24 protein-coding genes and 2 tRNA genes are annotated in these 22,340 nt (G+C 67.3%); 12 read left to right on the forward strand and 14 right to left on the reverse strand.

What is annotated here, in order from left to right:
* Nucleotides 1-6: 6 nt before the first annotated feature.
* On the reverse strand, nt 7-1,848 hold the full coding sequence (locus AB4070_RS01405; protein ID WP_441978599.1) for a DEAD/DEAH box helicase: 1,842 nt from the start codon (nt 1,846-1,848) through the stop codon (nt 7-9).
* Nucleotides 1,849-1,895: 47 nt separating this feature from the next.
* The gene (locus AB4070_RS01410; RefSeq protein ID WP_441978600.1) at nt 1,896-3,596 is read right to left on the reverse strand and encodes a long-chain-fatty-acid--CoA ligase; all 1,701 of its coding nucleotides are present in this window, start codon (nt 3,594-3,596) and stop codon (nt 1,896-1,898) included.
* Nucleotides 3,597-3,663: 67 nt separating this feature from the next.
* On the opposite strand from AB4070_RS01410, the gene gatC reads away from it, so the two are divergent.
* Genes gatC through AB4070_RS01440 form a run of 6 tightly spaced genes read left to right on the forward strand, consistent with a single transcriptional unit; the run spans nt 3,664 to nt 9,215 of the window.
* Nucleotides 3,664-3,963 carry an Asp-tRNA(Asn)/Glu-tRNA(Gln) amidotransferase subunit GatC gene (gene gatC / locus AB4070_RS01415; RefSeq protein ID WP_026049703.1) on the forward strand — a complete coding sequence of 100 codons (300 nt, stop codon included), beginning with the start codon at nt 3,664-3,666 and terminating at the stop codon, nt 3,961-3,963.
* On the forward strand, nt 3,960-5,477 hold the full coding sequence (gatA, locus tag AB4070_RS01420; RefSeq protein WP_441978601.1) for an Asp-tRNA(Asn)/Glu-tRNA(Gln) amidotransferase subunit GatA: 1,518 nt from the start codon (nt 3,960-3,962) through the stop codon (nt 5,475-5,477). Before gatC ends, gatA begins: the two co-directional genes overlap by 4 nt.
* Entirely contained in the window at nt 5,477-6,991 is a 1,515-nt protein-coding gene (gatB, locus tag AB4070_RS01425; RefSeq protein WP_441978602.1) for an Asp-tRNA(Asn)/Glu-tRNA(Gln) amidotransferase subunit GatB, read from the forward strand. Before gatA ends, gatB begins: the two co-directional genes overlap by 1 nt.
* Before the next feature lie 47 nt (nt 6,992-7,038).
* On the forward strand, nt 7,039-8,295 hold the full coding sequence (gene dinB / locus AB4070_RS01430; RefSeq protein WP_441978603.1) for a DNA polymerase IV: 1,257 nt from the start codon (nt 7,039-7,041) through the stop codon (nt 8,293-8,295).
* A 37-nt stretch (nt 8,296-8,332) separates the two neighbouring features.
* Nucleotides 8,333-8,650 carry a hypothetical protein gene (locus AB4070_RS01435; RefSeq protein WP_441978604.1) on the forward strand — a complete coding sequence of 106 codons (318 nt, stop codon included), beginning with the start codon at nt 8,333-8,335 and terminating at the stop codon, nt 8,648-8,650.
* Nucleotides 8,634-9,215, forward strand: a complete 582-nt coding sequence (locus AB4070_RS01440) for a hypothetical protein (RefSeq protein WP_441978605.1) — start codon at nt 8,634-8,636, stop codon at nt 9,213-9,215. The genes AB4070_RS01435 and AB4070_RS01440 overlap by 17 nt, the downstream gene beginning before the upstream one ends.
* On the opposite strand, the gene AB4070_RS01445 is transcribed toward AB4070_RS01440, so the two are convergent.
* From AB4070_RS01445 to orn, 6 genes are all read right to left on the reverse strand, one after another.
* Entirely contained in the window at nt 9,216-9,713 is a 498-nt protein-coding gene (locus AB4070_RS01445; RefSeq protein ID WP_441978606.1) for a DUF2017 family protein, read from the reverse strand.
* Complete coding sequence (gene clpS / locus AB4070_RS01450; protein ID WP_441978607.1) at nt 9,710-10,006, reverse strand: ATP-dependent Clp protease adapter ClpS; 297 nt, start codon at nt 10,004-10,006, stop codon at nt 9,710-9,712. Before clpS ends, AB4070_RS01445 begins: the two co-directional genes overlap by 4 nt.
* Nucleotides 10,003-10,350 (reverse strand): metallopeptidase family protein, encoded by a 348-nt coding sequence (locus AB4070_RS01455; RefSeq protein WP_441978608.1) that lies wholly within the window; start codon nt 10,348-10,350, stop codon nt 10,003-10,005. The genes clpS and AB4070_RS01455 overlap by 4 nt, the downstream gene beginning before the upstream one ends.
* Before the next feature lie 26 nt (nt 10,351-10,376).
* A complete protein-coding gene (locus tag AB4070_RS01460) occupies nt 10,377-11,006 on the reverse strand; it encodes a LysE family translocator (protein WP_441978609.1) in 630 nt (209 codons plus the stop codon).
* 90 nt (nt 11,007-11,096) lie between these two features.
* Nucleotides 11,097-11,171: transfer RNA gene (locus tag AB4070_RS01465), tRNA-His, on the reverse strand.
* A 35-nt stretch (nt 11,172-11,206) separates the two neighbouring features.
* A complete protein-coding gene (gene orn / locus AB4070_RS01470) occupies nt 11,207-11,833 on the reverse strand; it encodes an oligoribonuclease (protein WP_441978610.1) in 627 nt (208 codons plus the stop codon).
* Between the two features lie 87 nt (nt 11,834-11,920).
* Here orn and AB4070_RS01475 point away from each other — a divergent pair.
* A tRNA-Arg gene (locus tag AB4070_RS01475) sits at nt 11,921-11,996 on the forward strand.
* A 55-nt stretch (nt 11,997-12,051) separates the two neighbouring features.
* Here the strand turns inward: AB4070_RS01475 and AB4070_RS01480 are convergent.
* Nucleotides 12,052-12,321 carry a hypothetical protein gene (locus AB4070_RS01480; protein ID WP_052748636.1) on the reverse strand — a complete coding sequence of 90 codons (270 nt, stop codon included), beginning with the start codon at nt 12,319-12,321 and terminating at the stop codon, nt 12,052-12,054.
* Nucleotides 12,322-12,525: 204 nt separating this feature from the next.
* On the opposite strand from AB4070_RS01480, the gene AB4070_RS01485 reads away from it, so the two are divergent.
* The 4 genes from AB4070_RS01485 (at nt 12,526) to AB4070_RS01500 (ending at nt 15,862) form a co-directional block, all read left to right on the forward strand.
* Nucleotides 12,526-13,032, forward strand: a complete 507-nt coding sequence (locus tag AB4070_RS01485) for a single-stranded DNA-binding protein (RefSeq protein WP_441978611.1) — start codon at nt 12,526-12,528, stop codon at nt 13,030-13,032.
* Nucleotides 13,033-13,128: 96 nt separating this feature from the next.
* Complete coding sequence (locus AB4070_RS01490; protein ID WP_441978612.1) at nt 13,129-13,626, forward strand: DUF6993 domain-containing protein; 498 nt, start codon at nt 13,129-13,131, stop codon at nt 13,624-13,626.
* Between the two features lie 63 nt (nt 13,627-13,689).
* Entirely contained in the window at nt 13,690-15,369 is a 1,680-nt protein-coding gene (ettA, locus tag AB4070_RS01495) for an energy-dependent translational throttle protein EttA (RefSeq protein WP_017830677.1), read from the forward strand.
* Between the two features lie 7 nt (nt 15,370-15,376).
* Nucleotides 15,377-15,862, forward strand: a complete 486-nt coding sequence (locus AB4070_RS01500; protein WP_046747037.1) for an acyl-CoA thioesterase — start codon at nt 15,377-15,379, stop codon at nt 15,860-15,862.
* A 116-nt stretch (nt 15,863-15,978) separates the two neighbouring features.
* On the opposite strand, the gene AB4070_RS01505 is transcribed toward AB4070_RS01500, so the two are convergent.
* Nucleotides 15,979-16,869: an acyl-CoA thioesterase gene (locus AB4070_RS01505; RefSeq protein WP_441978613.1), complete on the reverse strand. Its 891-nt coding sequence runs from the start codon at nt 16,867-16,869 to the stop codon at nt 15,979-15,981.
* A 50-nt stretch (nt 16,870-16,919) separates the two neighbouring features.
* Between AB4070_RS01505 and AB4070_RS01510 the strand changes: the two genes are divergently transcribed.
* Nucleotides 16,920-17,585 carry a hypothetical protein gene (locus AB4070_RS01510; RefSeq protein ID WP_441978614.1) on the forward strand — a complete coding sequence of 222 codons (666 nt, stop codon included), beginning with the start codon at nt 16,920-16,922 and terminating at the stop codon, nt 17,583-17,585.
* On the opposite strand, the gene AB4070_RS01515 is transcribed toward AB4070_RS01510, so the two are convergent.
* From AB4070_RS01515 to AB4070_RS01530, 4 genes are all read right to left on the reverse strand, one after another.
* Nucleotides 17,516-19,015, reverse strand: a complete 1,500-nt coding sequence (locus tag AB4070_RS01515) for a serine hydrolase domain-containing protein (protein WP_441978615.1) — start codon at nt 19,013-19,015, stop codon at nt 17,516-17,518. The genes AB4070_RS01510 and AB4070_RS01515 overlap by 70 nt on opposite strands.
* A 119-nt stretch (nt 19,016-19,134) precedes the next feature.
* Nucleotides 19,135-20,799, reverse strand: coding sequence for an FAD-binding dehydrogenase (locus AB4070_RS01520; protein WP_441978616.1), 1,665 nt, complete (start codon nt 20,797-20,799; stop codon nt 19,135-19,137).
* Nucleotides 20,796-21,245 carry a globin gene (locus tag AB4070_RS01525; RefSeq protein ID WP_441978617.1) on the reverse strand — a complete coding sequence of 150 codons (450 nt, stop codon included), beginning with the start codon at nt 21,243-21,245 and terminating at the stop codon, nt 20,796-20,798. The genes AB4070_RS01520 and AB4070_RS01525 overlap by 4 nt, the downstream gene beginning before the upstream one ends.
* Complete coding sequence (locus AB4070_RS01530) at nt 21,242-22,315, reverse strand: mechanosensitive ion channel family protein (protein ID WP_441978618.1); 1,074 nt, start codon at nt 22,313-22,315, stop codon at nt 21,242-21,244. Before AB4070_RS01530 ends, AB4070_RS01525 begins: the two co-directional genes overlap by 4 nt.
* Between the last annotated feature and the right edge of the window lie 25 nt (nt 22,316-22,340).

Consider the following 22,340-nt stretch of genomic DNA (forward strand, 5'->3'; position numbering starts at 1 on the left):
CCGCCTTCAGCTCTTGTGGCGTGGCTTGCGGAAGGGCTTCTCGTCCCGGTTCTCGCGGGCAGGGCGCTCGTCACGGTCACGACGATCGAAACGGTCACCGCGACCGCCGGATGCGCGATCCTCGCGCGGGCCGCTGCGTCGAGCGCCAGGTCCACGATCGGGCTTGATCTCGATGAGACGACCCGAGATGCGGGTGTCGCGGAGCTTGTCGAGCACGGCGGGATCCATGTTCGACGGGAGCTCGACGGTCGAGAAGTCGGGGCGGATGTTGATCGCTCCGAAGTCGTCACGGCCCAGACCGCCCTCGTTGGCGAGGGCGCCGACGATCTGGCGCGGCTCGACACGGTGGCGCCGGCCGACCTCGATGCGATAGGCGGTGTAGTCGCCACGACCGCGGCGTTCGCCCCTAGGCTCGCGCGAGTCACGAGCGGGGCGCTCCCGCTGCGGCCGATTGTCCGCTTCGACCGCCCTGGTGAGCGCATCGTTGGCGGGATCGAGGAGCAGAGGCTTGTCTCCCTGCGCGACCACGGCCAGCGCCGCGGCGACATCGCTCTCCGGCACATCGTGATGACGGACGTAGTGCGCGATGATGTCGCGGAACGCGTCGATGCGTCCGGTCTCCGAGAGCGCGGTGGTGATGGCATCGTCGAAGCGGGCCAACCGGGTGGTGTTCACGTCCTCGGTGCTCGGCAACTGCATCTGAGTGGGCTGCTGACGGGTCGCCTTCTCGATGTGCTTCAGCAGGTAGCGCTCGCGCGGGGTGATGAAGCTGATCGCGTCGCCCGTTCGTCCCGCGCGCCCGGTGCGTCCGATGCGGTGCACGTAGGACTCGGTGTCGGTGGGGATGTCGAAGTTCACGACGTGGCTGATGCGCTCGACGTCGAGTCCGCGCGCGGCCACGTCGGTTGCGACGAGGATGTCGAGCTTGCCGTCCTTGAGCTGGTTGACGCTGCGCTCGCGCTGCACCTGGGGCACGTCTCCGTTGATGGCTGCAGCGGAGTAGCCGCGGGCGCGGAGCTTCTCGGCGAGTGTCTCGGTCTCGTTCTTGGTGCGGACGAAGACGATCATGCCGTCGAAGTTCTCGACTTCGAGGATGCGGGTCAGCGCATCGACCTTCTGCGCGTACGAGACCACGAGGTACCGCTGAGTGATGTTCGTGCCCGTCGCGGTCTTCGACTTGATGCTGATCTCTTCCGGCTCGCGCAGGTACTTCTGCGCGAGGCGGCGGATCTGCGGCGGCATCGTGGCGGAGAACAGCGCGACCTGCTTCTCCTCGGGGGTCTGCGCGAGGATCTGCTCCACATCCTCCGCGAAGCCCATCTTCAGCATCTCGTCGGCTTCGTCGAGCACGAGGTACTGCAGCTGCGACAGGTCGAGTGTGCCCTTGGCGAGGTGGTCCATGATGCGGCCTGGTGTGCCGACGATCACATGCACCCCGCGGCGCAGGGCCGAGAGCTGCACGCCGTAGCCCTGTCCGCCGTAGACGGGGAGGACATGCACGCCCTTCATCTTGGACGCGTAGGACTCGAAAGCCTCGCACACCTGGAGCGCGAGCTCTCGGGTCGGAGCCAGCACGAGGGCCTGCGGCGTCTTCTGCGCGACGTCGAGACGCTCGAGCACAGGCAGCGCGAATGCCGCGGTCTTGCCGGTTCCGGTCTGCGCCATGCCGACGACGTCACGCCCGGCGAGGAGGGTGGGGATGGTGGCCGCCTGGATGGGCGACGGGGTCTCGTAGCCGAGGTCCTTGATGGCTTTGAGGACGGGCCCGGTGATTCCGAGTTCCTCGAATCCGGGGGTCGCGGGGGAGTCCTCGGGGGCGTCGGTCAGCACTGCATCTTCAGGGGTCACTTCCCAAGGGTAGCGCGCCGCGCGTCCCGCCGCCTGTGAGGGCGTCCTCAGGAGCCGGTGTTCAGGGCGACCAGCCTCTCCTTCACCTGCCGACGGAGCACCTTGCCGATGAGCGACTTCGGGAGTTCGTCCACCACGAAGATCCTCCGGGGGACCTTGTACGGCGTCAGGATGCTTCGCGCGAACTCGCGGATGGCCTCCACATCGACCTCGGTTTCCGGATCGACGACGATCGCCGCCACGACCTCTTCGCCCGAGTGCTCGCTTGGAAGCCCGATGACCGCGGCGTCCACCACCTGAGGGTGCTGGCGCAGCGCATTCTCGACCTCGGTCGGGGCGACGTTGAAGCCGCCGGTGATGATGAGCTCTTTGATGCGGTCGACGATGCGCACGAAGCCGGCTTCGTCGATCGTGACGATGTCGCCCGTGCGGTACCACCCGTCGACGAACACCGCCTCCGTCTCCTCCGGCTTGCCGTAGTACCCGGAGAACACCTGAGGTCCGCGCACCACGAGTTCTCCCGCTGATCCTGCGGGCACGTCGTCCGAGGGGTTCTCCGGGTCGACCACCCGGCATTCGGTGCCGGGCAGCGGAAGCCCCACGGTGCCGGGCACGCGGTTGTCGGCGACGGGGTTGGCCATGAGCACGGGCGAGCACTCGCTCAGCCCGTAGCCCTCGACGAGGTAGCCGTTGGTCGCCTCCTCGAAGGGCACCACCAGCTCGTGGGGCAGTGCCATGGCCCCGGAGATCGCGACCTCGATGCCGTCGAGCGACACGCCCTTGGCCTTGGCGGCGCTCAGCAGACGGTCGGCGATCGGTGGCACGAGCGGCAGGAACGTCGCCGGATGCTTCTTCACGACGTCGAGGACCAGGTCGGGATCGAACTTCGGGAAGAGCACGAGTCGCGCACCCATGGACATCGCGAACGTGAGGCAGAGCGTGAGGCCGTATGCGTGGAACATCGGCAGCACCGCGTACACGACGCATCCCTTGCCGCGCTGGATCGACGGCACCCAGGCCTGCGACTGCGCGGCGTTGGCGAGCAGGTTGCGGTGTGTGAGCGCAGCCCCCTTCGGCGTCCCGGTCGTGCCTGAGGTGTACTGGATGATCGCGAGGTCATCTGCTGCGGGCATCGGGTGCGACGACGGGATCGGGTCTGCGGTGATCAGCGCGTCCCAGAGCACCGTGCCGCGGACCTTCTCGGTGAGCGCTGCGCGGGACTCCCGGGCCTTGGCGACGGGCAGGCGCAGGGCGAAGCGGGTGAGGAAGGGCATCGCGCGGGTCACGTCGACGGAGACGAGATTCGTCACCGACAGGTCGGCGGGGAACTCCTGCACCGTGGAGACGACCTTGTTCCACACGATCGCATGCTTCGCGCCGTGATCCTCGAACTGCTTGCGGAGCTCGCGCGGCGTGTAGAGCGGGTTGTGTTCGACGACCACCGCGCCGAGTCGGAGCACGGCATAGAACGCCACGATGTGCTGCGGACAGTTGGGGAGCACGATGGCCACCGGGTCGCCGGCGCGGACGCCCAGGTCTCGCAGGCCCGTCGCCGCCCGGTCGATGGCGGCCTGGAGCTCGGCGTACGTCGTCTCGCGGCCGAAGAACTGCAGCGCGGGGGCGTCCGGATAGTCGCGTGCCGAGGCGGCGACGATGTCGACGAGCGATCCGTCGACGGGAAGCAGGTCTTCCGGGACGCCTGCGGCGTAGCTGGCGGTCCACGGGCGCGGGGGCTGGAACGTGCTCACCCGCCCAGCATATGTCGGGGACCGTCCAGGGAAGAGGAGTGACGGGTGCTCCAACTAGACTGGGGGAGTGTCTGAAATCACCCCTGAACTCGTGCGCCACCTCGGTGTGCTCGCACGCATCCAGCTGAACGACGACGAGGTGTCGCGGCTCACGGGCCAGCTCGACGCGATCGTCGACAACATCGCGAAGGTGTCGGAGGTCGCTACCGCCGACGTGGCAGCGACGAGTCACCCCATCCCGTTGAGCAACGTCTTCCGCCCCGACGTGGTCGGGCAGACGCTCACGCACGAGCAGGTGCTTCAGAACGCCCCAGACGCCGCCGACGGCCGTTTCCGTGTGACCGCGATCCTGGGAGAAGAGCAGTGACCGACATCATCCGTCTGGACGCGGCGGATCTCGCCGCGAAGCTCGCTTCCGGCGAGGTCTCCAGTGTCGAGGCCACCCGCGCTCATCTCGACCGCATCGCCGCGGTGGATGGTGACGTCCACGCGTTCCTGCATGTCAACGAAGGAGCGATCGAGGCGGCTGCAGCCATCGATGCCCGTCGCGCGGCGGGTGAAGAGCTGGGCCCGCTCGCGGGAGTCCCTCTCGCGATCAAGGACGTCCTCGTCACGACGGACCAGCCCACCACGAGCGGCTCGCGCATCCTCGAAAGCTACCGTTCGCCCTATGACGCGACCGTGGTCGCCCGCTCGCGCGCCGCGGGGCTGATCCCGCTCGGCAAGACCAACATGGACGAGTTCGCGATGGGGTCGTCCACCGAGCACTCGGCATACGGTCCCACACACAACCCCTGGGACCTCGATCGCATCCCCGGCGGTTCCGGCGGCGGCTCGGCTGCCGCGGTCGCAGCTTTCGAGGCGCCCCTCGCACTCGGCTCGGACACGGGCGGCTCCATCCGTCAGCCTGCGCACGTGACCGGCACGGTCGGGGTCAAGCCGACCTACGGCGGAGTGAGCCGATACGGCGCGATCGCCCTCGCCTCGAGCCTCGATCAGGTCGGCCCGGTCTCCCGCACCGTGCTCGACTCCGGACTGCTGCACGACGCGATCGGTGGTCATGACCCGAAGGATTCGACCTCCCTGCGCGACGCGTGGCCCTCGTTCGCCGAGGCCGCAAGGGAGGGCGCGCGCGGAGAGGTGCTCAAGGGTCTCAAGGTCGGCGTGATCCGCGAGCTTCCCGACAGCGGCTTCCAGCCCGGCGTCGCCGCGTCGTTCCGCAGCGCTCTCGCGCTCATGGAGTCCCAGGGAGCCGAGATCGTCGAGATCGGTGCGCCGCACTTCGAGTACGGCGTCGCCGCCTACTACCTGATCCTCCCGGCGGAGGCATCGAGCAACCTCGCGAAGTTCGACTCGGTGCGCTTCGGTTTGCGGGTGACCCCCGACGGGAACCCGACGGTCGAGGATGTCATGTCCGCGACGCGCGACGCCGGCTTCGGCGACGAGGTCAAGCGCCGCATCATCCTCGGTACCTACGCACTCTCGGCGGGTTACTACGATGCCTACTACGGCAGCGCGCAGAAGGTCCGCACGCTCATCCAGCAGGACTTCGCGAACGCGTTCGCCGAGGTCGACGTGATCGCGACGCCCTCCGCGCCGACGACGGCGTTCAAGCTCGGCGAGAAGATCGACGACCCGCTGCAGATGTACCTCAACGACATCACCACCATCCCGGTGAACCTGGCCGGTGTACCGGGCATCTCCATCCCCAGCGGTCTGGCGGACGAGGACGGGCTGCCGGTGGGCATCCAGTTCATCGCGCCGGCACGTGAGGATGCTCGTCTCTACAAGGTCGGCGCGGCGCTCGAGACGCTCCTCGTCGATTCATGGGGTGCACCGCTGCTCACCCGTGCACCGCAGCTCGCAGGAGGGAAGCGCTGATGGCCGCCGCCAAGCTCATGGACTTCGACAAGGCGCTCGAGCTGTTCGAGCCGGTCCTCGGATTCGAGGTCCACGTCGAGCTGAACACCAACACCAAGATGTTCTCGGATGCACCGAACCCGGCGAACGAGGCGTTCCACGCCGCCGAGCCGAACACGCTCATCGCGCCGGTCGACCTCGGGCTCCCGGGCTCGCTTCCCGTCGTGAACGAGACGGCTATCCGCTCCTCGATCAGTCTCGGTCTGGCTCTCGGGTGCTCGATCGCCGAATCGAGCCGGTTCGCGCGGAAGAACTACTTCTATCCCGACCTGGGCAAGAACTACCAGATCTCGCAGTACGACGAGCCGATCGCGTACGAGGGTTCGGTGGAGGTCGAGCTCGAGGACGGGACGCTCATCACGATCCCCATCGAGCGCGCGCACATGGAGGAGGATGCCGGCAAGCTGACCCACATGGGCGGTGCGACCGGGCGCATCCAGGGCGCAGAGTACTCGCTCGTCGACTACAACCGCGCCGGCGTGCCGCTGGTCGAGATCGTGACGAAGACGATCTTCGGCACCGACCACCGTGCGCCGGAGGTCGCGAAGGCCTATGTGCAGGCGATCCGCGACATCGTGCGGGGCCTCGGCATCTCCGAAGCACGTCTGGAGCGCGGCAACCTGCGCTGCGACGCCAACGTCTCCCTGCGTCCGCGCGGACAGGAGAAGCTCGGTACCCGCACCGAGACGAAGAACGTCAACTCGATGCGCTCGGTCGAGCGGGCCGTGCGATACGAGATCCAGCGTCAGGCGCAGATCCTCGCGGACGGCGGCACCATCACGCAGGAGACCCGGCACTGGCACGAGGACACCGGCACGACCTCGCCGGGACGACCCAAGTCGGATGCCGACGACTACCGCTACTTCCCGGAGCCGGATCTGCTGCCTGTGGAGCCGGCCGCCGAGCTGATCGCGGAGCTGCGCGAGGCGCTTCCGGAGCAGCCGGTGGCACGTCGTCGTCGCCTCATGACCGAGTGGGGATTCACCGACCTGGAGTTCCAGGACGTGCGCAACGGCGGTCTGCTCGAGGTCGTCGAGGCGACGATCGCCGCCGGGGCGACACCGGCGACCGCGCGCAAGTGGTGGACCGGTGAGATCACGCGTATCGCGAACACCCAGGAGAAGGACGCGACTGCGCTGATCAGCCCGGAGAACGTGGCTGCTCTGCAGCAGCTCGTCGACGCGGGAACTCTGACCGACAAGCTCGCGCGTCAAGTGCTCGAGGGCGTCATCGCGGGGGAGGGGTCGCCGCAGGAAGTGGTCGACTCGCGCGGGCTCGCGGTCGTCTCCGACGACGGAGCGCTGATCGCCGCCATCGATGAGGCCCTCGCAGCGCAGCCCGACGTGATGGCGAAGATCAAGGACGGCAAGGTGCAGGCAGCCGGCGCTGTGATCGGGGCCGTCATGAAGGCGATGAAGGGCCAGGCGGACGCCGCCCGTGTCCGTGAGCTCATTCTCGAGCGCGCTGCGCAGTAGCACCCCACCCCGGGCCTCGTGTCGGAGGCCCGGGGGAGAATGGTCGTATGGGACACGGTGACGGGCGCGGGCGGATCGTGTCCGCCGCCGACGCCGACGACTCCGGCACGCGGATCCTCCATGTCGACATGGACGCGTTCTACGCCGCGGTGGAGGTGCTCGACGATCCGTCGCTCCGTGGACTGCCTCTGATCATCGGATCTCCCGATGGGCGCTCCGTGGTGTCGAGCGCATCGTATGAGGCGAGACGATACGGCGTTCGGGCGGCGATGCCCGTGTCGCAGGCGCTTCGACTGTGCCCGACGGCGCGTATCGTCCCGCCGCACTTCCACCGCTACCAGGAGGTCTCCCGGCAGGTCATGGCGATCTTCGAGTCGTTCACGCCGCTGGTCGAGCCGCTGTCAGTCGATGAGGCGTTCCTCGACGTGCAGGGTGTTCGTCGACTCTGGGGGAGCCCTGCACGCATCGCCGAACTCGTCCGGGAGCGTGTTCTGGACGAGGTGGGAATCACCTGCAGCGTGGGAGTGGCGGCGACCAAGCACGTCGCGAAGATGGCCTCGACGATCTCCAAGCCCGATGGGATGCTCGTGGTCGCTGCGAAGGACACCCTCGACTTCCTGGCACCGCGACCGGTCCGGGCGATGTGGGGCGTCGGTCCGAAGGCCGCGGAGGCGCTGGAGGCCCGCGGTATCCGCACGGTGCAGGACGTCCGCGATGCGCGGCCCGGAATGGTCGAGCGTGCCGTCGGCACGGCGCTCAGCATGCGTCTCGCAGAACTCGCCAGGGGGGACGACCCGCGAGCGGTGCACACGGAGCGGGTGGAGAAGAGCATCGGCCACGAGGAGACGTTCGACCACGACATCCTCGACCGTCCGTTCCTGCGAGCCGAGCTGCTGCGGCTGGCCGACCGGGTCGCGGCTCGGCTCCGGCGCGCGGAGTGGGAGACCTCGACCGTCTCCGTCAAGATCCGCTTCGACGACTTCCGCACGGTGAACCGCTCCCAGACCTTGAGCGAGCCCACCGCGGTGGGGCAACGCATCGGCGAGGCCGCGCAGTCGCTGTTCGAGCTGATCGATCGACGCGACCCCGTCCGGCTCGTGGGTGTTCGCGCCGAGAACCTGCGTCCTGCCGGAGGCGGCGGTCTGGCCCTCTGGGACGAAGACGAGGACTGGCGCAGAGTCGAGGGCGCGGTCGACGAGGCCGTCGCCCGGTTCGGCACGGCGACGATCAGTCGCGCTCGGCACATCGGTCGTGGCGACGGTCGGGGAGCCGCCCAGCATCCCAAGGCCCACGGCGTGGATTGATCCCACACCCGCGCGGTTCCTGGACTAGCGTGGGGGTATGCCGAACATTGCACTGGAACTCGGAAAGCAAGCTGCGTCCTTCGGCGTGAAGAGCGCGTACGGAGAACCGCAGGACGTCGGTGGAGTGAGTATCACCCCGGTGGCGTTCACGTACTCCGGATTCGGTGGCGGCAGCGGAGACGGCGGCGAGGGTGGCGGCGGCGGTGGCGTCTCCGTCCCGGTCGGCGTGTATGTGCGTCGCGAGGAAGGTCTGCGCTTCGAGCCCAACATCGTCACGCTGCTCGTGGTCGCTGTCCCGTTCGTCTGGGTCGCCGGACGGGCGCTCACTCGCATCATCCGTGCCCTCAAGAAGTGACGATCCGGTCGCGGCTGCGCTGGCGCACGCCGCGGCGCTGATCGAGCAGGATGTCCGTGCCGTGGCCGCGGCGAACCCGGTCGTCCTCATCGACGGCGGCAGCGGGGCCGGCAAGTCCTCTCTCGCCGCATTGCTGGTGAGACGCTGGCCGGTGGTCGGGCACGTGCAGCTCATCGCGTTGGATTCCCTCTATCCGGGGTGGGACGGACTCGACGGCGGCGCGGAGCGCGCCCGCGAGTGGATCCTCGGTCCGCACGGACGCGGCTACATCGGCATCTGGCGTCGCTGGGACTGGGAAGAGCAGTCCGAGGCGGAGAGTCATGCGGTCGACCCCTCCCTCGGAGTGATCGTCGAGGGCAGCGGCATTCTTCGCCCCTCCACGGCGGGTCTCGCGGATGTCAGAGTCTGGGTGGAGTCGGCCGAAGCCTCGCGGAAGGCGCGTGCCCTCGCTCGCGACGGCGACACCTATCGCCCCCACTGGGACCGCTGGGCCGCGCAGGAACGCCGTCACGTCGAGCGGGATGATCCTCGCTCCCTGGCGACGCGCATCGTCGAGGTTCCCTGACTACGCGCCCGACTCGGCTTCGTCTGCCGCCTGGATGAGAAGCTCCAGACGATAGCCCAGCCAGTCGTACACGTCATGACGGCTGTCATAGACCGTGTGCTCGTCCGTCGTGATCCCCAGACGATCGGCGATCACGAGCCGGAGGGTCGTCACGGTGCGCAGCCACGACTCCAGATCGTCCAGGGTGATGGAGAGCTCACGGGTGCGGGCCGCTTCTGCATCCGTGAGGCCTGCAGCAGGGACAGAGACGTCTTCGAGCGCCCCACGCATCCGCCGCGCATCCGCGAGGCGCCGATCGAGCAGATCCTTCCGAGTGCTCCCGGCGAAGTCGGCAGCGGCCTCGGGATCATCGGGATACGGGTTGGGCGTCAGGCGGTCGACGGCTGGGTCTTCGCCGTTCCGTGATTCACCGATGAGCTCGAGGAGATCGTCGAGGAGCATCGCGAGGTGACGCTCCTCGATGGCACTGATCGTGACGATGATGCGGTCTGAGGTCACGGTGAGGCCCTCCTGACCGTCGCCCAGAGGCCATAGTCGTGCATCGCCTGCGCGTGGACCTCCATGGTCTCTCGGGGGCCCGTGGCGACGATCGCGTGCCCGTCGTTGTGCACCGCGAGCATGAGCGCTGTCGCGTGGTCGAGCGAGTAGCCGAAGTATGTCCGGAAGACGCGGACGACGTAGCTCATGAGGTTCACCGGATCATCCCAGACGACGACCTGCCACGGTTCCAGAGGGGCGGCACCGAGTTCGATCGTCTCCTCGAGATCCGGAACGGCTGTGGGTATCGTCATGCCCAGCCCAACTCGTGCAGCTGCGCATCGTCGATCCCGTAGAAGTGCGCGATCTCGTGGACCAAGGTCGTGTGCACCTCGTCCCGAAGCTCCTCATCCGTCTCGCACTGCGCCAGATGCGACTCACGGTAGATGACGATGCGGTCGGGGAGCTCGCCCATCCCGTACTGCGTCCGCTCCGTCAGAGCCAAACCGTCGTAGAGCCCGAGGAGATCGAGGCTGCCGTCTTCTGGCCTGTCCTCCACGACGAACACCACGTTGTCGAGCCCTTCGACCATGTCGTCGGGGAGCAGATCGAGCTCGGCGATCACGAGCTCTTCGAAGCCGGCTGCATCCATGTCCATCCCCTCCAGCCTAGGGGCGACAGCGCTCAATGGAGGAGAACGAGGAGAGCGGCGACCGCTATGAAGAGCGTGCCGAAGACCGTGTTGAGCACTCGCTGTCCTCGCGCGGTCCGCGTGAGGCGACGGAACGGACGCGCGGCCGCGGCGAAGAACCCCCACATCACGATCACGTCCACCACGATCACGGTCGTGATGAGCGTGAGGTACTGGGGGAGCGGGGGCTGGTCCAGCCTGACGAATTGGGGGATGAAGGCCAGGAAGAACACGATCGCCTTGGGATTGAGCAGGTTGACCCAGAACCCGCGGCGGATCATCGACCAAGGACTCTCACGGGAGTCGACCGGAACGGGCGCGTCCTCGATCGCTACGGTCGGCTTCGTCAGGATCAGACGGAGGCCGAGAAACACGAGGTAGGCCGCGCCGGCATAGCGGATGCCGTTGAAGAGGAGCTCCGAGCGGGACACGAGGAGCCCGACCCCAGCGGCGACGACCGCCACATGGACGATGAGGGCGATCTGCTGGCCGACGATGCCCCAGATGGAACGACGCCATCCCTGATTCATCGCATTCGACATCGTGTTGATCGCGCCGGCCCCCGGCGTGAAGCTGATGACGACGGAAGCGGTCAGCAACGAGAACCAGACCGCGAGCGACACGTCGTCAGTCTAGGGCTTCGCGGAGGGTGCTTCATTCGAGGCGCAGATGCGAAGAAGGCCCGAACCTTGCGATTCGGGCCTTCTTCTGGAGGGTGAGTAACGGGACTCGAACCCGCGACATCCGGCACCACAAGCCAGCGCTCTACCAGCTGAGCTATACCCACCATGTGCCCACCGGAGCGGGCAACCATACGAGTCTATTACATGTTCGGAGTGAACTCTGACACCGTACGCGAAGCGATCTCACGAGCCTCGTCGCTGGACGGACCCGGCTCATCGACGAAGACGGCCTCGCGGTAGTAACGGAGCTCCCTGATCGACTCCAGGATGTCAGCGAGGGCGCGGTGACCGCCGTCCTTCGACGGAGCCTGGAAGAAGACCCGCGGGTACCAGCGGCGCGACAGCTCCTTGATGCTCGACACGTCGACGTTGCGGTAATGCAGCCACTGGTCGACCTGGGGCATGTACTTCGCCAGGAACATCCTGTCCGTGCCGATCGTGTTGCCGGCCAGAGGAGCCTTCCGCTCGAGCGGAACGAAGCGCTTGATGTAGGCGAGGGTCTGCGCCTCCGCCTCTTCCAGTGAGAGACCGCCTGCGATCTCGTCGATGAGTCCCGAGGTCTCGTGCATGTTCGTGACGAACTCGTTCATGTGATCGAGGGCCGCTTCGCTGGCTCGGATCACCACCTGGAACCCCGCATCGACAGGGTTGAGTTCGAAGTCGGTGATCACGACCGCGATCTCCACGAGTTCGTCGACTGCGAGATCGAGGCCCGTCATCTCACAGTCGATCCATACGAGACGGTCATTCTCGGACGCAGATACCATGTCGCCATCCTATCGACGGTGCCGACATCCCCGGCCGGACCCGGCGTCGTGATCGTTCGGCGGGAGCGCGATACTCTAGACGCGTGCGCCTCCGTAGCTCAGGGGATAGAGCAGGAGCCTTCTAATCTCTTGGTCGCAGGTTCGAATCCTGCCGGGGGCACCACGCAGCATCGAATCCCGGTGAGTGACGCGGGAGGGGACAGGCCTGCTGGTCGCCGTCAGGAAGCGCGCAGAGCCGCAACCGCGTCGTCCACACGCCAGAACTCTCCGACGACGCGGAACACGCCTGTCGCGAGGTGCAGCCGTTCGGCACGGTAGCGCAGCCCCAGCGGATCGGCGACGATTCGGAGATGACCGAGGATGTGCTCCCGGCGATCCTGCACCCTCCAGAGGTGATCGGCAGCGCGGACCAGATGCTCGCGCGCGGAGGAGAGTCGAGGCGTCGCGAACGGGACGTCGGGCAGCGAAGTGGTCAGGTGGTCGGACATCGGTACTCCTTTCATGATTCGAAGATATGACCGACCACCGACATTCGCCGCCGCTGGTTCCGCAGCTGTCATCGGGCTTTCTCTCCACCGACTGCCCCTTCTGCAATCTGTCCACCGGTTGCGTCCTTCTGGCGTCCGCAGCCCGATGCTCCCGCGCAGGCTGGAGACAGCCGGAAGAGACCCGGCGATCGAGAGGACACGAACATGATCGACACCCTGACCATCGTGGGACGAGTCGCCACCGACCCGACACAGTCACAGACAGGGGGAGGGGTCCCAGTCACCAACTTCCGCCTCGCCAGCACCCACCGTCGCTTCGACGCCGCGACGCAGACGTGGACGGACTCGGGCACCAACTGGTACTCGGTGGCGGCGTTCCGCCACCTCGGAGAGAACGCCAAGGCGTCGCTGCGCACCGGAGACAGCGTCATCGTGACGGGGCGTCTCAGGATCCGCGACTGGGAGAGCAATGGGAAGCACGGCACCAGTGTCGACATCGAGGCAGATGCGATCGGCCATGATCTGCGGTGGGGAACCACCGCGTATCGCCCGCAGTCGCGTCCGCAGACGAGTGCTCCCGACGCGTCGACCGGATCACCCGACACGCGTGTCGAAGAGGAAGACGTCGATGCGCTGGGCTCGGGGACCGACTCATCCGCGTTCGCACTCTCCTGGTCGGCACCGGACGTGGAGGTGGCCGGGAGCGCGTGACGCGACGCTGTCTCGGCGACTCCGCGCAGCTGCGCGCGTGAACGGGGGGCACGACGACAGCGCGAGCACGATGAGAAGGCGACGTAGACTCGGCACGTGCTTCGTCGATCGGTCCTTCCTCCGCCGCGCGCAGCCGGTGCCCTAGCCGCCGCTGCTGTGGTCGCCGTGCTCCTCTCCGGCTGCACGCCGACCGCCGCGCCGTCTCCCTCCGCCACGGCTTCCGCCTCACCGGATGCAGAATCGACGGCACCCGTCGGGCCTGTTCTCGTGCCGGACGGCAGCGCCGACGACAACCTGCCACTGTTCACCGCTACTGCGGACGGCGTCTGGGCCACCGATCAGCGTGGCGAGGGCCGGGCGTACATCGACGCGCTGATCGGCGCAGGATTCGATCGCGACTCGATGCAAGTGACCCAGGACCAGACCACGGTGGGCAATCCGGTGGAGAGCCTGCAGTTCTCGGTCCGCTGGGGCAATGACGAGTGCCTCGTCGGCCAGGTCGGTCCTTCCACCGGTCAGGTCGTCACGGCGGTTCTCCCGCAGCTCGCGGAGGGGCGCTGTCTCGTCGGCACCACACGTCCGATCGACTGGTGAGATGCCAGGGGGCCGGTAGGCTGGAGTGTCGATCTTCGACGCCAACAGAAGGAGCGGTTTTCGGTGGCTGAGTACATCTACTCGATGGTTCGTGCGCGCAAGGCGGTGGGCGAGAAGCTCATCCTCGACGACGTGACCATGGCGTTCCTCCCCGGGGCCAAGATCGGCATGGTCGGTCCGAACGGCGCGGGCAAGTCGACCATCCTCAAGATCATGGCAGGACTCGACACCCCGTCGAACGGCGAGGCGAAGCTCTCCCCGGGCTTCACGGTCGGCATCCTGATGCAGGAACCTGAACTCGACGAGACCAAGACCGTGCTGGAGAACATCCAGGACGGGATCGCGATCAAGGCCAAGCTCGACCGGTTCAACGAGATCTCCGCTCTGATGGCGGATCCCGATGCTGACTTCGACGCTCTCCTCGCCGAGATGGGCTCGCTTCAGGAGGAGATCGACGCCGCCGACGGTTGGGACCTCGACTCGCAGCTCGACCAGGCGATGGACGCTCTCCGCACCCCTCCCGGCGACGCGGCGATCGCACCGCTGTCAGGTGGCGAGAAGCGTCGCGTGGCGCTGGCGAAGCTGCTCCTCCAGAAGCCCGATCTGCTGCTGCTGGATGAACCGACCAACCACCTCGACGCCGAGAGCGTGCTCTGGCTCGAGCAGCACCTCCAGGCATACAAGGGTGCCGTCATCGCGATCACCCACGACCGGTACTTCCTCGACCACGTGGCCGAGTGGATCGCCGAGGTCGACCGCGGCCGTCTGATCGGCTACGAGGGCAACTACTCGACGTACCTGGAGAAGAAGGGCGAACGCCTCGAGATCCAGGGCAAGAAGGACGCCAAGCTCGCCAAGCGCCTCAAGGAGGAGCTGGAGTGGGTGCGTTCCAGCGCGAAGGGCCGCCAGACCAAGTCGAAGGCGCGTCTCGCCCGATACGAGGAGATGGCGTCCGAGGCGGAGCGGACCAGGAAGCTCGACTTCGAGGAGATCCAGATTCCGGCGGGCCCGCGCCTCGGAAGCGTGGTCATCGAGGCCAAGAACCTGAAGAAGGGCTTCGACGGGCGCTCGCTCATCGATGGACTCAGCTTCAGCCTCCCGCCGAACGGCATCGTCGGCGTCATCGGACCGAACGGTGTGGGAAAGACCACGCTGTTCAAGACCATCGTCGGGCTCGAGCCGCTCGACGGCGGAGACCTGAAGATCGGTGAGACGGTCAAGATCAGCTACGTCGACCAGTCCCGCTCCAACATCGACCCGAACAAGACGCTGTGGGAGGTCGTCTCCGACGGCCTCGACTACATCACGGTCGGCAAGACCGAGATCCCGTCCCGCGCCTACGTGTCCAAGTTCGGCTTCAAGGGCCCCGATCAGCAGAAGAAGGCCGGAGTGCTCTCCGGTGGTGAGCGCAACCGCCTCAACCTGGCGCTGACCCTCAAGGAGGGTGGCAACCTGCTTCTTCTCGACGAGCCCACGAACGACCTCGACGTCGAGACCCTGAGCTCGCTGGAGAACGCGCTGCTCGAGTTCCCCGGCTGCGCCGTGGTGATCACCCACGACCGGTGGTTCCTCGACCGCATCGCCACGCACATCCTCGCCTACGAGGGAACCGATGAGAAGCCGGACCAGTGGTACTGGTTCGAGGGCAACTTCGAGGCGTACGAGGAGAACAAGATCGAGCGACTCGGAGCCGATGCAGCCAAGCCGCACCGCTCGACCCACCGCAAGCTCACGCGCGACTGACTCCGTCATGACCGCGACGCCGGGGCCCCGCCTGCACATCCCGATCCAGCTCCGCTGGGGCGATCTGGATGCCTTCAACCACGTCAACAACACCTCGATGCTGAAACTGCTCGAGGAGGCTCGCGTGCGAGCATTCTGGCGTGCGGGCCCCGGCGAGGAGGCTCCATCGACGGCGGTGCTCGATTCGGGCATCGAAGAGGGGATCCTCACGCTGATCGCCCGCCAGGAGATCGAGTACCTCGCGCCGGTGCCGTATCAGCGGCGACCGCTCGAGGTGCAGATGTGGTTCGGCAAGCTCGGCGGATCCAGCGTCGAGGTCTGCTACGAGGTGCACAACGATCCGACGGCGGAACCTCGTCAGATTTACGCGCGCTCGACGGCGATCATCGTCCTGGTCGACGCGCAGACCGGTCGCCCGACCCGCCTCACCCAGGAGATGCGCGACGTCTGGGAGCCGTACGTCGGCGAATCGATCGAGTACACCCACCGCTGAGTCCGGCCGCGGTCCCGGTCGCAGCGCGCCTCGACCGAAGCTGCCAGCTCTTCAAGCCAGTCGAACCGGCAGACGCTTCAGTGCTGCTCGTCAGTGCTGCTCGTCAGTGCTGCTGGTCAGTCCTGGCCGTCGGGGACGCGGATCATGATCTCCTGAGCGACGCTCGCTACCAGCGCGCCGTCGCGGGTGAAGATGCGTCCGGTGGCGAGCCCTCGTCCGCCGCGCGCATTCGGCGACTCCTGCACGTACAGCAGCCAATCGTCCACCCGCGCTGGTCGATGCCACCACATCGCGTGATCGAGGCTCGCGACCTTGAGACCGGGAAGCGCCCAGTACACGCCGTGCGCCCGCAGGATCGACTCCTGGATCGTCATGTCGCTGAGGTAGGCGAGAGCAGCGCGGTGCAGACGCGGGTCGTCGGGGAGCGGAGCCCGCAGGCGCATCCACACGGCCTGCTGCGGTGCACGCGCGTCGTCACTGGGTAGATACAGCGGCGAGTCGACGTGACGGATGTCCGCCGCCCGCTCGCTCAGCATCCGGGCCGTCCCCCCAGGGAGCCCCTGTACCCGGTCCTCGTCCGGAGCCAGGTCTTCCGGTGCAGGAATGCCTTCCGGCATCGATGCCGCATGCTCGACACCGGGGTCCGCATCCTGGAAGGAGGCGATCATCGAGAAGATCGGCACACCGTTCTGGTACGCCTGGGCACGGCGCGTCGAGAAGGAACGTCCGTCGTGGATGCGGTCGACGGAGATCGTGATGCCCTGGCTCGCGTCGCCGGGGCGCAGGAAGTAGCCGTGCATCGAGTGCGCGGCCCGATCCTCGGGGAGCGTGCGCTCGGCAGCCAGGAGTGCCTGCGCGAGTACCTGGCCACCGTAGATCCGTCCGCTCGGCATCGGGTGCGAAGAACCCGTGAAGATGTCCTCCGTGGTCCGTGCCTGCGTCGAATCGAGATCGAGCACCTCGAGCAGTCGCTCGACGGTCCGGATGGCGTGCTCGTCCGTGCTCATCTGTTCCTCTCCGCGCCCCGAGGCGCCGCTCCGTTGGTAGTTTAGAACGCGTGCCGCATCACCTCCTCCTCGCCGACCCGGACACAGCGAAGGACGTCCTCACGTTCGTGGGACGCGCGTCACGGATCACGGACGAGGGAGTGCGGTTGCAGGCCGGGAGCGGTGTGCTCGCCCTCACGACCGCGGCGCTCGCTCCCCATGGACTCTTCGACCAGACACCGACGATTCTCGCGATGCGGATCGTGCACGCCGACCCCGAGCTCGAGTGCGACATCGTGGTCGACCAGCTCTCGCAGACCGATGAGCCGCAACGGCTCGGTCTCCCGGAGACCGGGATGTCGCCCGCCTGGGCGGGGGTCGCTCCACCCCGCGGCCCCTGGGAGCCCGTAGGGGTGCTCGACGCATCCGTCATCGCGCAGCGCGCGCAGTGGGGGATCTCCGCCGTCGCCCGCGGCGCAGCCCCAGGATCCGGCGAGGAGGCCGTGCGCGCCCTGCGTGCAGCGATCTGGGGCGAACCCGACGAGGACCTCGACGGCCTGCCTCGGGGAATCGCCTTCGCGGCCGACGCGATGGGGTTCATCTCCGGCGAGGAGCAGATCCGCGTGTCGAAGTCGGGGCGGTGGACACGCCTCGCCTTCCGACGTGGTCACGTGCTCTCGCGCGGTCCCGTCGCATCGGGTCTCACGAGCGTCCGGGACACCGGCTCCGCGGGCTGAGATCCTCCGGGTGCCCTCGAGGCCACCCGCAGCGCCACGATCCTGCTCACCAACGCGCTCGTGCCACCCAGCACGAGCACGAGCCCCAGGGCATCCAGGAGCGGGAACAGCCAGAGGTCGATCACCCAGTACTGCCAATTGACGGATCCCCCGAGCAGCGCTGGCACCAGGGGGACGAAGAACCCCACCACGATGACGAGCGCGAGCGGAACGAGCCGGACACCGACGCGCGAGATCCCCTCTCCGCACATTCGCCTCGCCCAACGCGGCGCTCTCAGCGTCGTGACCAGCAGAACGATCGACGCGAACGCCGCGACGCCCAGGAGGATCCCGTTCGCGATATCCAGCGGATTCTCGTACGTCGCCGCGGACGCGTCGCCTTCGATCAGGTGACGCACCAGCTCGCCGGGGGAGCCCACTCCGTTCGTCAGCACGACGGCTGCGGTCCCCGTGGCGGTGTCGAAGGCCATCGACCCGCCGAACGTCGCAAGAGTGCCGCCGTGCGACAGGACGTCGGGCGCTGGTTCTCCGTCCGGACCGAGGTTCTGCCATCCCAGGGCATACGACACGGCGCCCGGCTGCACGGAGTGCAGCTCGTCGCGCAGCACCGGATCCAGGATGTCCGCACCGACGTCACCCTGGTTGAAACCCAGCCATTGCACCATGTCGGAAAGCGTCGAGACCACACCGCCGTTGCCGCCGCACCGGCCCGGCATCTCCGGCATGACATAGGCGACCCCGAGCACCACGGAGTAGCCGGGTGTGAGCCCGTCGAGGCTCTGATCACAGGCGTCGACGCTTCGGGAGTCGAGCATCCCAAGCGGGACGAAAAGCCGCTGACGGAGGAACGCGTCGAGGCTCTGCCCTGAGACGACCTCGACGATGCGGGCCGCCAGCGAGTAGTTCGTGTTGTGATACTCGAAACGAGCGCCCGGTTCAGCGGTGAGTCGTCGTCCTGTGAGTTCAGCGACCACCGACCGCGTGTTCCGCGGCGCGGGCAGCGAGAACTCGTCGTTCGTCTGCTGCGAGAGCCCAGACGTATGGGACAAGAGCTGTCTGATCGTGATGTCCTGATGCCTCGGGTCGGCCATCGTGAACTCGGGGAGTCGCTCGACGACGCGGTCGTCGAGTGCCAGCGCTCCATCCTGCACGAGGAGCATGATCGCCGTCGCCGTGATCGACTTGCTCATCGACGCGATCCGGAAAGGCGTCTGCGGAGTGATCGGGTCGCCCGCTCCGTCTCGGCCGTGCACGATCAGGTCGACGTCGCCGTTCGAGACGACCGCTGCCGCGACTCCGGGCGTCGCGAACGCCTCGGCGTAGCTTCCGATCGCGCCTTCGTGATCTGTCGACGCATCGGAGGCGGCAGCGGAGAGCGTGCCGCCGAAAATCCATGCCGAGACGAGACCGAGGATGCAGAGGATGGGCACGAGTCCACGGTAGGGAGCAGGACGCGACGATTCGAGGGCCGCCGACGCCGCTTCGGGCTACCCCGAACAAGCAGGATGGATGTCCCGAAGAGTTTCACCCGGAAAGCCCGGGGCTGAGATCATCCGGCCAGAGCCGCAGCCCGTCCGGCGATGCGGCCGGAGAACAGACACCCGCCGAGGAACGTCCCCTCGAGCGCACGGTAGCCGTGCACACCGCCACCGCCGAACCCGCTCGCCTCGCCGGCGGCGTACAACCCGGGGATCGGCTCGCCGGCCGCGTTCAGCGCGCGCCCGTGGAGATCGGTGTTGATGCCGCCGAGAGATTTGCGTGTGAGCACGTGCAGCTTCACCGCGACGAGCGGCCCCGCGGCCGGATCCTGAAGGCGGTGCGGAGCCGCCGTCCGGATGAGCTTGTCGCCGCGATAGCTGCGCATGGAACGGAGCATGCCGATCTGCGCGTCCTTCGTGAAGTCGTTCTCCATCTCCCGGTCGCGGGCTATCACCTCGCGTCGCACGTTGTCGATGTCCAGCACCTCGCCGCCGGCGTGCCTCTGCATCTGCTCCAGCAGCGAATCGAGGTCGTTCTCGACGATGAAGTCCTCACCCTCGTCGAGGAACGCCTGCACCGGTCCTGTGGGCCCCTTCGCCAGGCGGGACTTCAGGAGGAGGCCCACGTCCTTCCCGGTGAGGTCGGGGTTCTGCTCGCTTCCGGAGAGGGCGAACTCCTTCTCGACGATCTGGCGCGAGGTGACGAACCAGGAGTGGTCGTGCCCGGTCGTGCGCAGATGAGCGAGAGTTCCGAGAGTGTCGAATCCGGGGAACAGCGGCACGGGCAGGCGGGTGCCGGTGGCGTCGAACCACAGCGAGGACGGCCCGGGGAGGATGCGGATCCCGTGCGATGGCCACACCGGGTCCCAGTTGGCGATGCCTTCGACGTAGTGCCACATGCGATCACCGTTGACCAGCCTGGCACCTGCGGCCTCGCTGACTCCGTGCATCGAGCCGTCGACGTACGCGGGCACCCCGGTGAGCATGTGCTCTGGCGCAGTGCCGAGGCGCGCGGGCCAGGCGGCGCGCACGAGGTCGTGGTTTCCGCCGATGCCGCCCGATGAGACGATGGTCGCGGTCGCCGCGATCTCGAACTCGTCGACGACGTCGCGCGACGAAGGCTCACCGCGCTTCGACCCGCTCGTGGCGAGGATCTGTCCGCGTGCTCCGGTGACGGTTCCGTCGATCACGACCAGCTCGGAGACGCGGTGTCGGGGGAGGACCGTCAGACGCCCCTCACGCTCGCCTTGCTCGACAGAGGCGGCGAAGGGCGCGACGATTCCCGGGCCGGTGCCCCAGGTGATGTGGAAGCGGGGCACGGAGTTACCCGGCCCGATGGAGCCGTAGCCGCCACGCTCCGCCCAGCCGACGACGGGGAAGAAGCCGACCCCGCGTTCACGGAGCCACGCGCGCTTCTCGCCGGCGGCGAACTGCAGATATGCCTCGGCCCATCGCCGGGGCCACTCGTCTTCCGGTCGATCGAATCCGGCGTTGCCGAACCAGTCCTGGGTCGCGAGGTCCAACGAGTCCTTGATGCCCAGGCGCCGCTGCTCGGGGGAGTCGATGAAGAACAGCCCTCCGAACGACCACCAGGCCTGCCCGCCGAGGTTCGTGCGCGGTTCCTGATCCACCAGGATGACGCGCCGCCCGGCATCGAGCGCCTCGGCGGCGGCGACCAGGCCGGCCAACCCCCATCCGATCACCAGGACGTCTGCGGACAGGGGCGTTGTCGTCATGGGGTCTCCGTTGATTCCTGACGTGAGCGGGTCTCGAGCGTGGGCCGGCCGCCGGGTCCGGCGCCGATCCCGGAAGGTTCGCGTGTGTTCACCATGGCATAGGCCGCGCGCTCCAGGTAGTCCCACAGCGTGGATTCGTGCAGCGGAGACAACTGCGCCTCGTCGAGCGCGGTGCGCATGTGACGAAGCCAACGATCCCGCGCATCCGCATCGATGTGGAAGGGCATGTGCCGCATGCGCAGACGAGGATGTCCGCGGGTCTCACCGTACGTCGTCGGGCCGCCCCAGTACTGCTCGAGGAACATGCGCAGACGGTCTTCGGCAGGGCCGAGGTCTTCCTCCGGGTACATCGGCTTCATGACGGGGTCCAGCGCGACCTCGCGGTAGAACACGGAGACGATCTTCCGGAAGGTCTCGTGCCCGCCGATCTCGTCGTAGAAAGTCACTTCTGGGTGCTCCCGTCGTCGTTCGGCTTCTTCCTCCGCCAGATACCTCGGTCGGGGACGACCGGTACCCCGGTCACCGCGTTCGGGCGCGTTCTGGGCGGGTTCGCACCGCGGACCCGCCGCGCACCATCGAGTCCCGTCGGCACCACGTCGACCATGCGGGGCACGCCGATCTCCTTCTCGAGGAGGGCAGCACGCAGGCGGCGACGCAGCTCCTGTGCCACGTCGTCCTTGGCATTGGCCCGCGCCTTGATGACGATGCGCACCACGAGCGCGTCTCCATCGATGGACTCAAGCCCCCACAGCTCGGGCTTCTCGATGATGCGCGTACGCCACTTCGGGTCCTTCGACAGTCCCTGTGCGGTCTCGAGCATGATGTGCTCGACCTGTTCGAGGTCGGAGTCGGCCGGCACGCCGATGTCGATGATCGAGCGCGCCCACCCCTGCGACATGTTGCCGATCCTGGTCACTTCACCGTTGCGCACGTACCAGAGCGTGCCGTTGACGTCGCGCACCTGGGTGATCCGCACACTCACGTATTCGACCACGCCGCTCGCGAGACCGAGATCCACCACATCGCCGATGCCGATCTGGTCTTCCGCGACGAGGAACATGCCGTTGAGCACGTCCTTGACGATGTTCTGGGCGCCGAAACCGAGACCGGCGCCGACCGCAGCGGTAAGCAGTGTCAGGGAACCGAGCAGACTCGAATCGAGCGCGTTCACGATCAGCACGATCGCGATGACGACCAGCATCACGTTCACGATGTTCTGCAGGATGGTGCCGAGCGTGCGGGTGCGCTGCACCAAGCGCATATCCGCGAGCGGAGAGCGTTCGAGTGCTTGAGTGTCGTCGACCGACGCCTTGTTCTTCGCGCTGTCGACGATCCGGTGCACCACACGACGGATGACGAGCCGCAGGACGAGCCCGATCACGATGCAGCTGACGATGATGATGGCGACCGCGAGTGCCTTCATACCGACCTCGCCGAGCCAGGCGAGCAGCGCCGTCACCCAGTCGGGGAGCGGAGTCTCGGCGGGCGGTTCGGTGACAGTGGAGGGAAGGATCATCACCTCCGATCCTAGCGAGCGGGCC

This window comes from Microbacterium sp. 2RAF4, assembly GCF_052115285.1.
Classification (GTDB): domain Bacteria; phylum Actinomycetota; class Actinomycetes; order Actinomycetales; family Microbacteriaceae; genus Microbacterium; species Microbacterium oxydans.

Coding starts and splice junctions, on each gene's coding strand:
- AB4070_RS01485 (WP_441978611.1), top strand. CDS start 12,526: ATGATCGACACCCTGACCATCGTGGGACGAGTCGCCACCGACCCGACA.
- AB4070_RS01435 (WP_441978604.1), top strand. CDS start 8,333: ATGCCGAACATTGCACTGGAACTCGGAAAGCAAGCTGCGTCCTTCGGC.
- clpS (WP_441978607.1), bottom strand. CDS start 10,006: ATGACGATACCCACAGCCGTTCCGGATCTCGAGGAGACGATCGAACTC.
- AB4070_RS01520 (WP_441978616.1), bottom strand. CDS start 20,799: ATGACGACAACGCCCCTGTCCGCAGACGTCCTGGTGATCGGATGGGGG.
- AB4070_RS01455 (WP_441978608.1), bottom strand. CDS start 10,350: ATGGACATGGATGCAGCCGGCTTCGAAGAGCTCGTGATCGCCGAGCTC.
- orn (WP_441978610.1), bottom strand. CDS start 11,833: ATGGTATCTGCGTCCGAGAATGACCGTCTCGTATGGATCGACTGTGAG.
- AB4070_RS01480 (WP_052748636.1), bottom strand. CDS start 12,321: ATGTCCGACCACCTGACCACTTCGCTGCCCGACGTCCCGTTCGCGACG.
- AB4070_RS01500 (WP_046747037.1), top strand. CDS start 15,377: ATGACCGCGACGCCGGGGCCCCGCCTGCACATCCCGATCCAGCTCCGC.
- AB4070_RS01530 (WP_441978618.1), bottom strand. CDS start 22,315: ATGATCCTTCCCTCCACTGTCACCGAACCGCCCGCCGAGACTCCGCTC.
- dinB (WP_441978603.1), top strand. CDS start 7,039: ATGGGACACGGTGACGGGCGCGGGCGGATCGTGTCCGCCGCCGACGCC.
- gatB (WP_441978602.1), top strand. CDS start 5,477: ATGGCCGCCGCCAAGCTCATGGACTTCGACAAGGCGCTCGAGCTGTTC.
- AB4070_RS01505 (WP_441978613.1), bottom strand. CDS start 16,869: ATGAGCACGGACGAGCACGCCATCCGGACCGTCGAGCGACTGCTCGAG.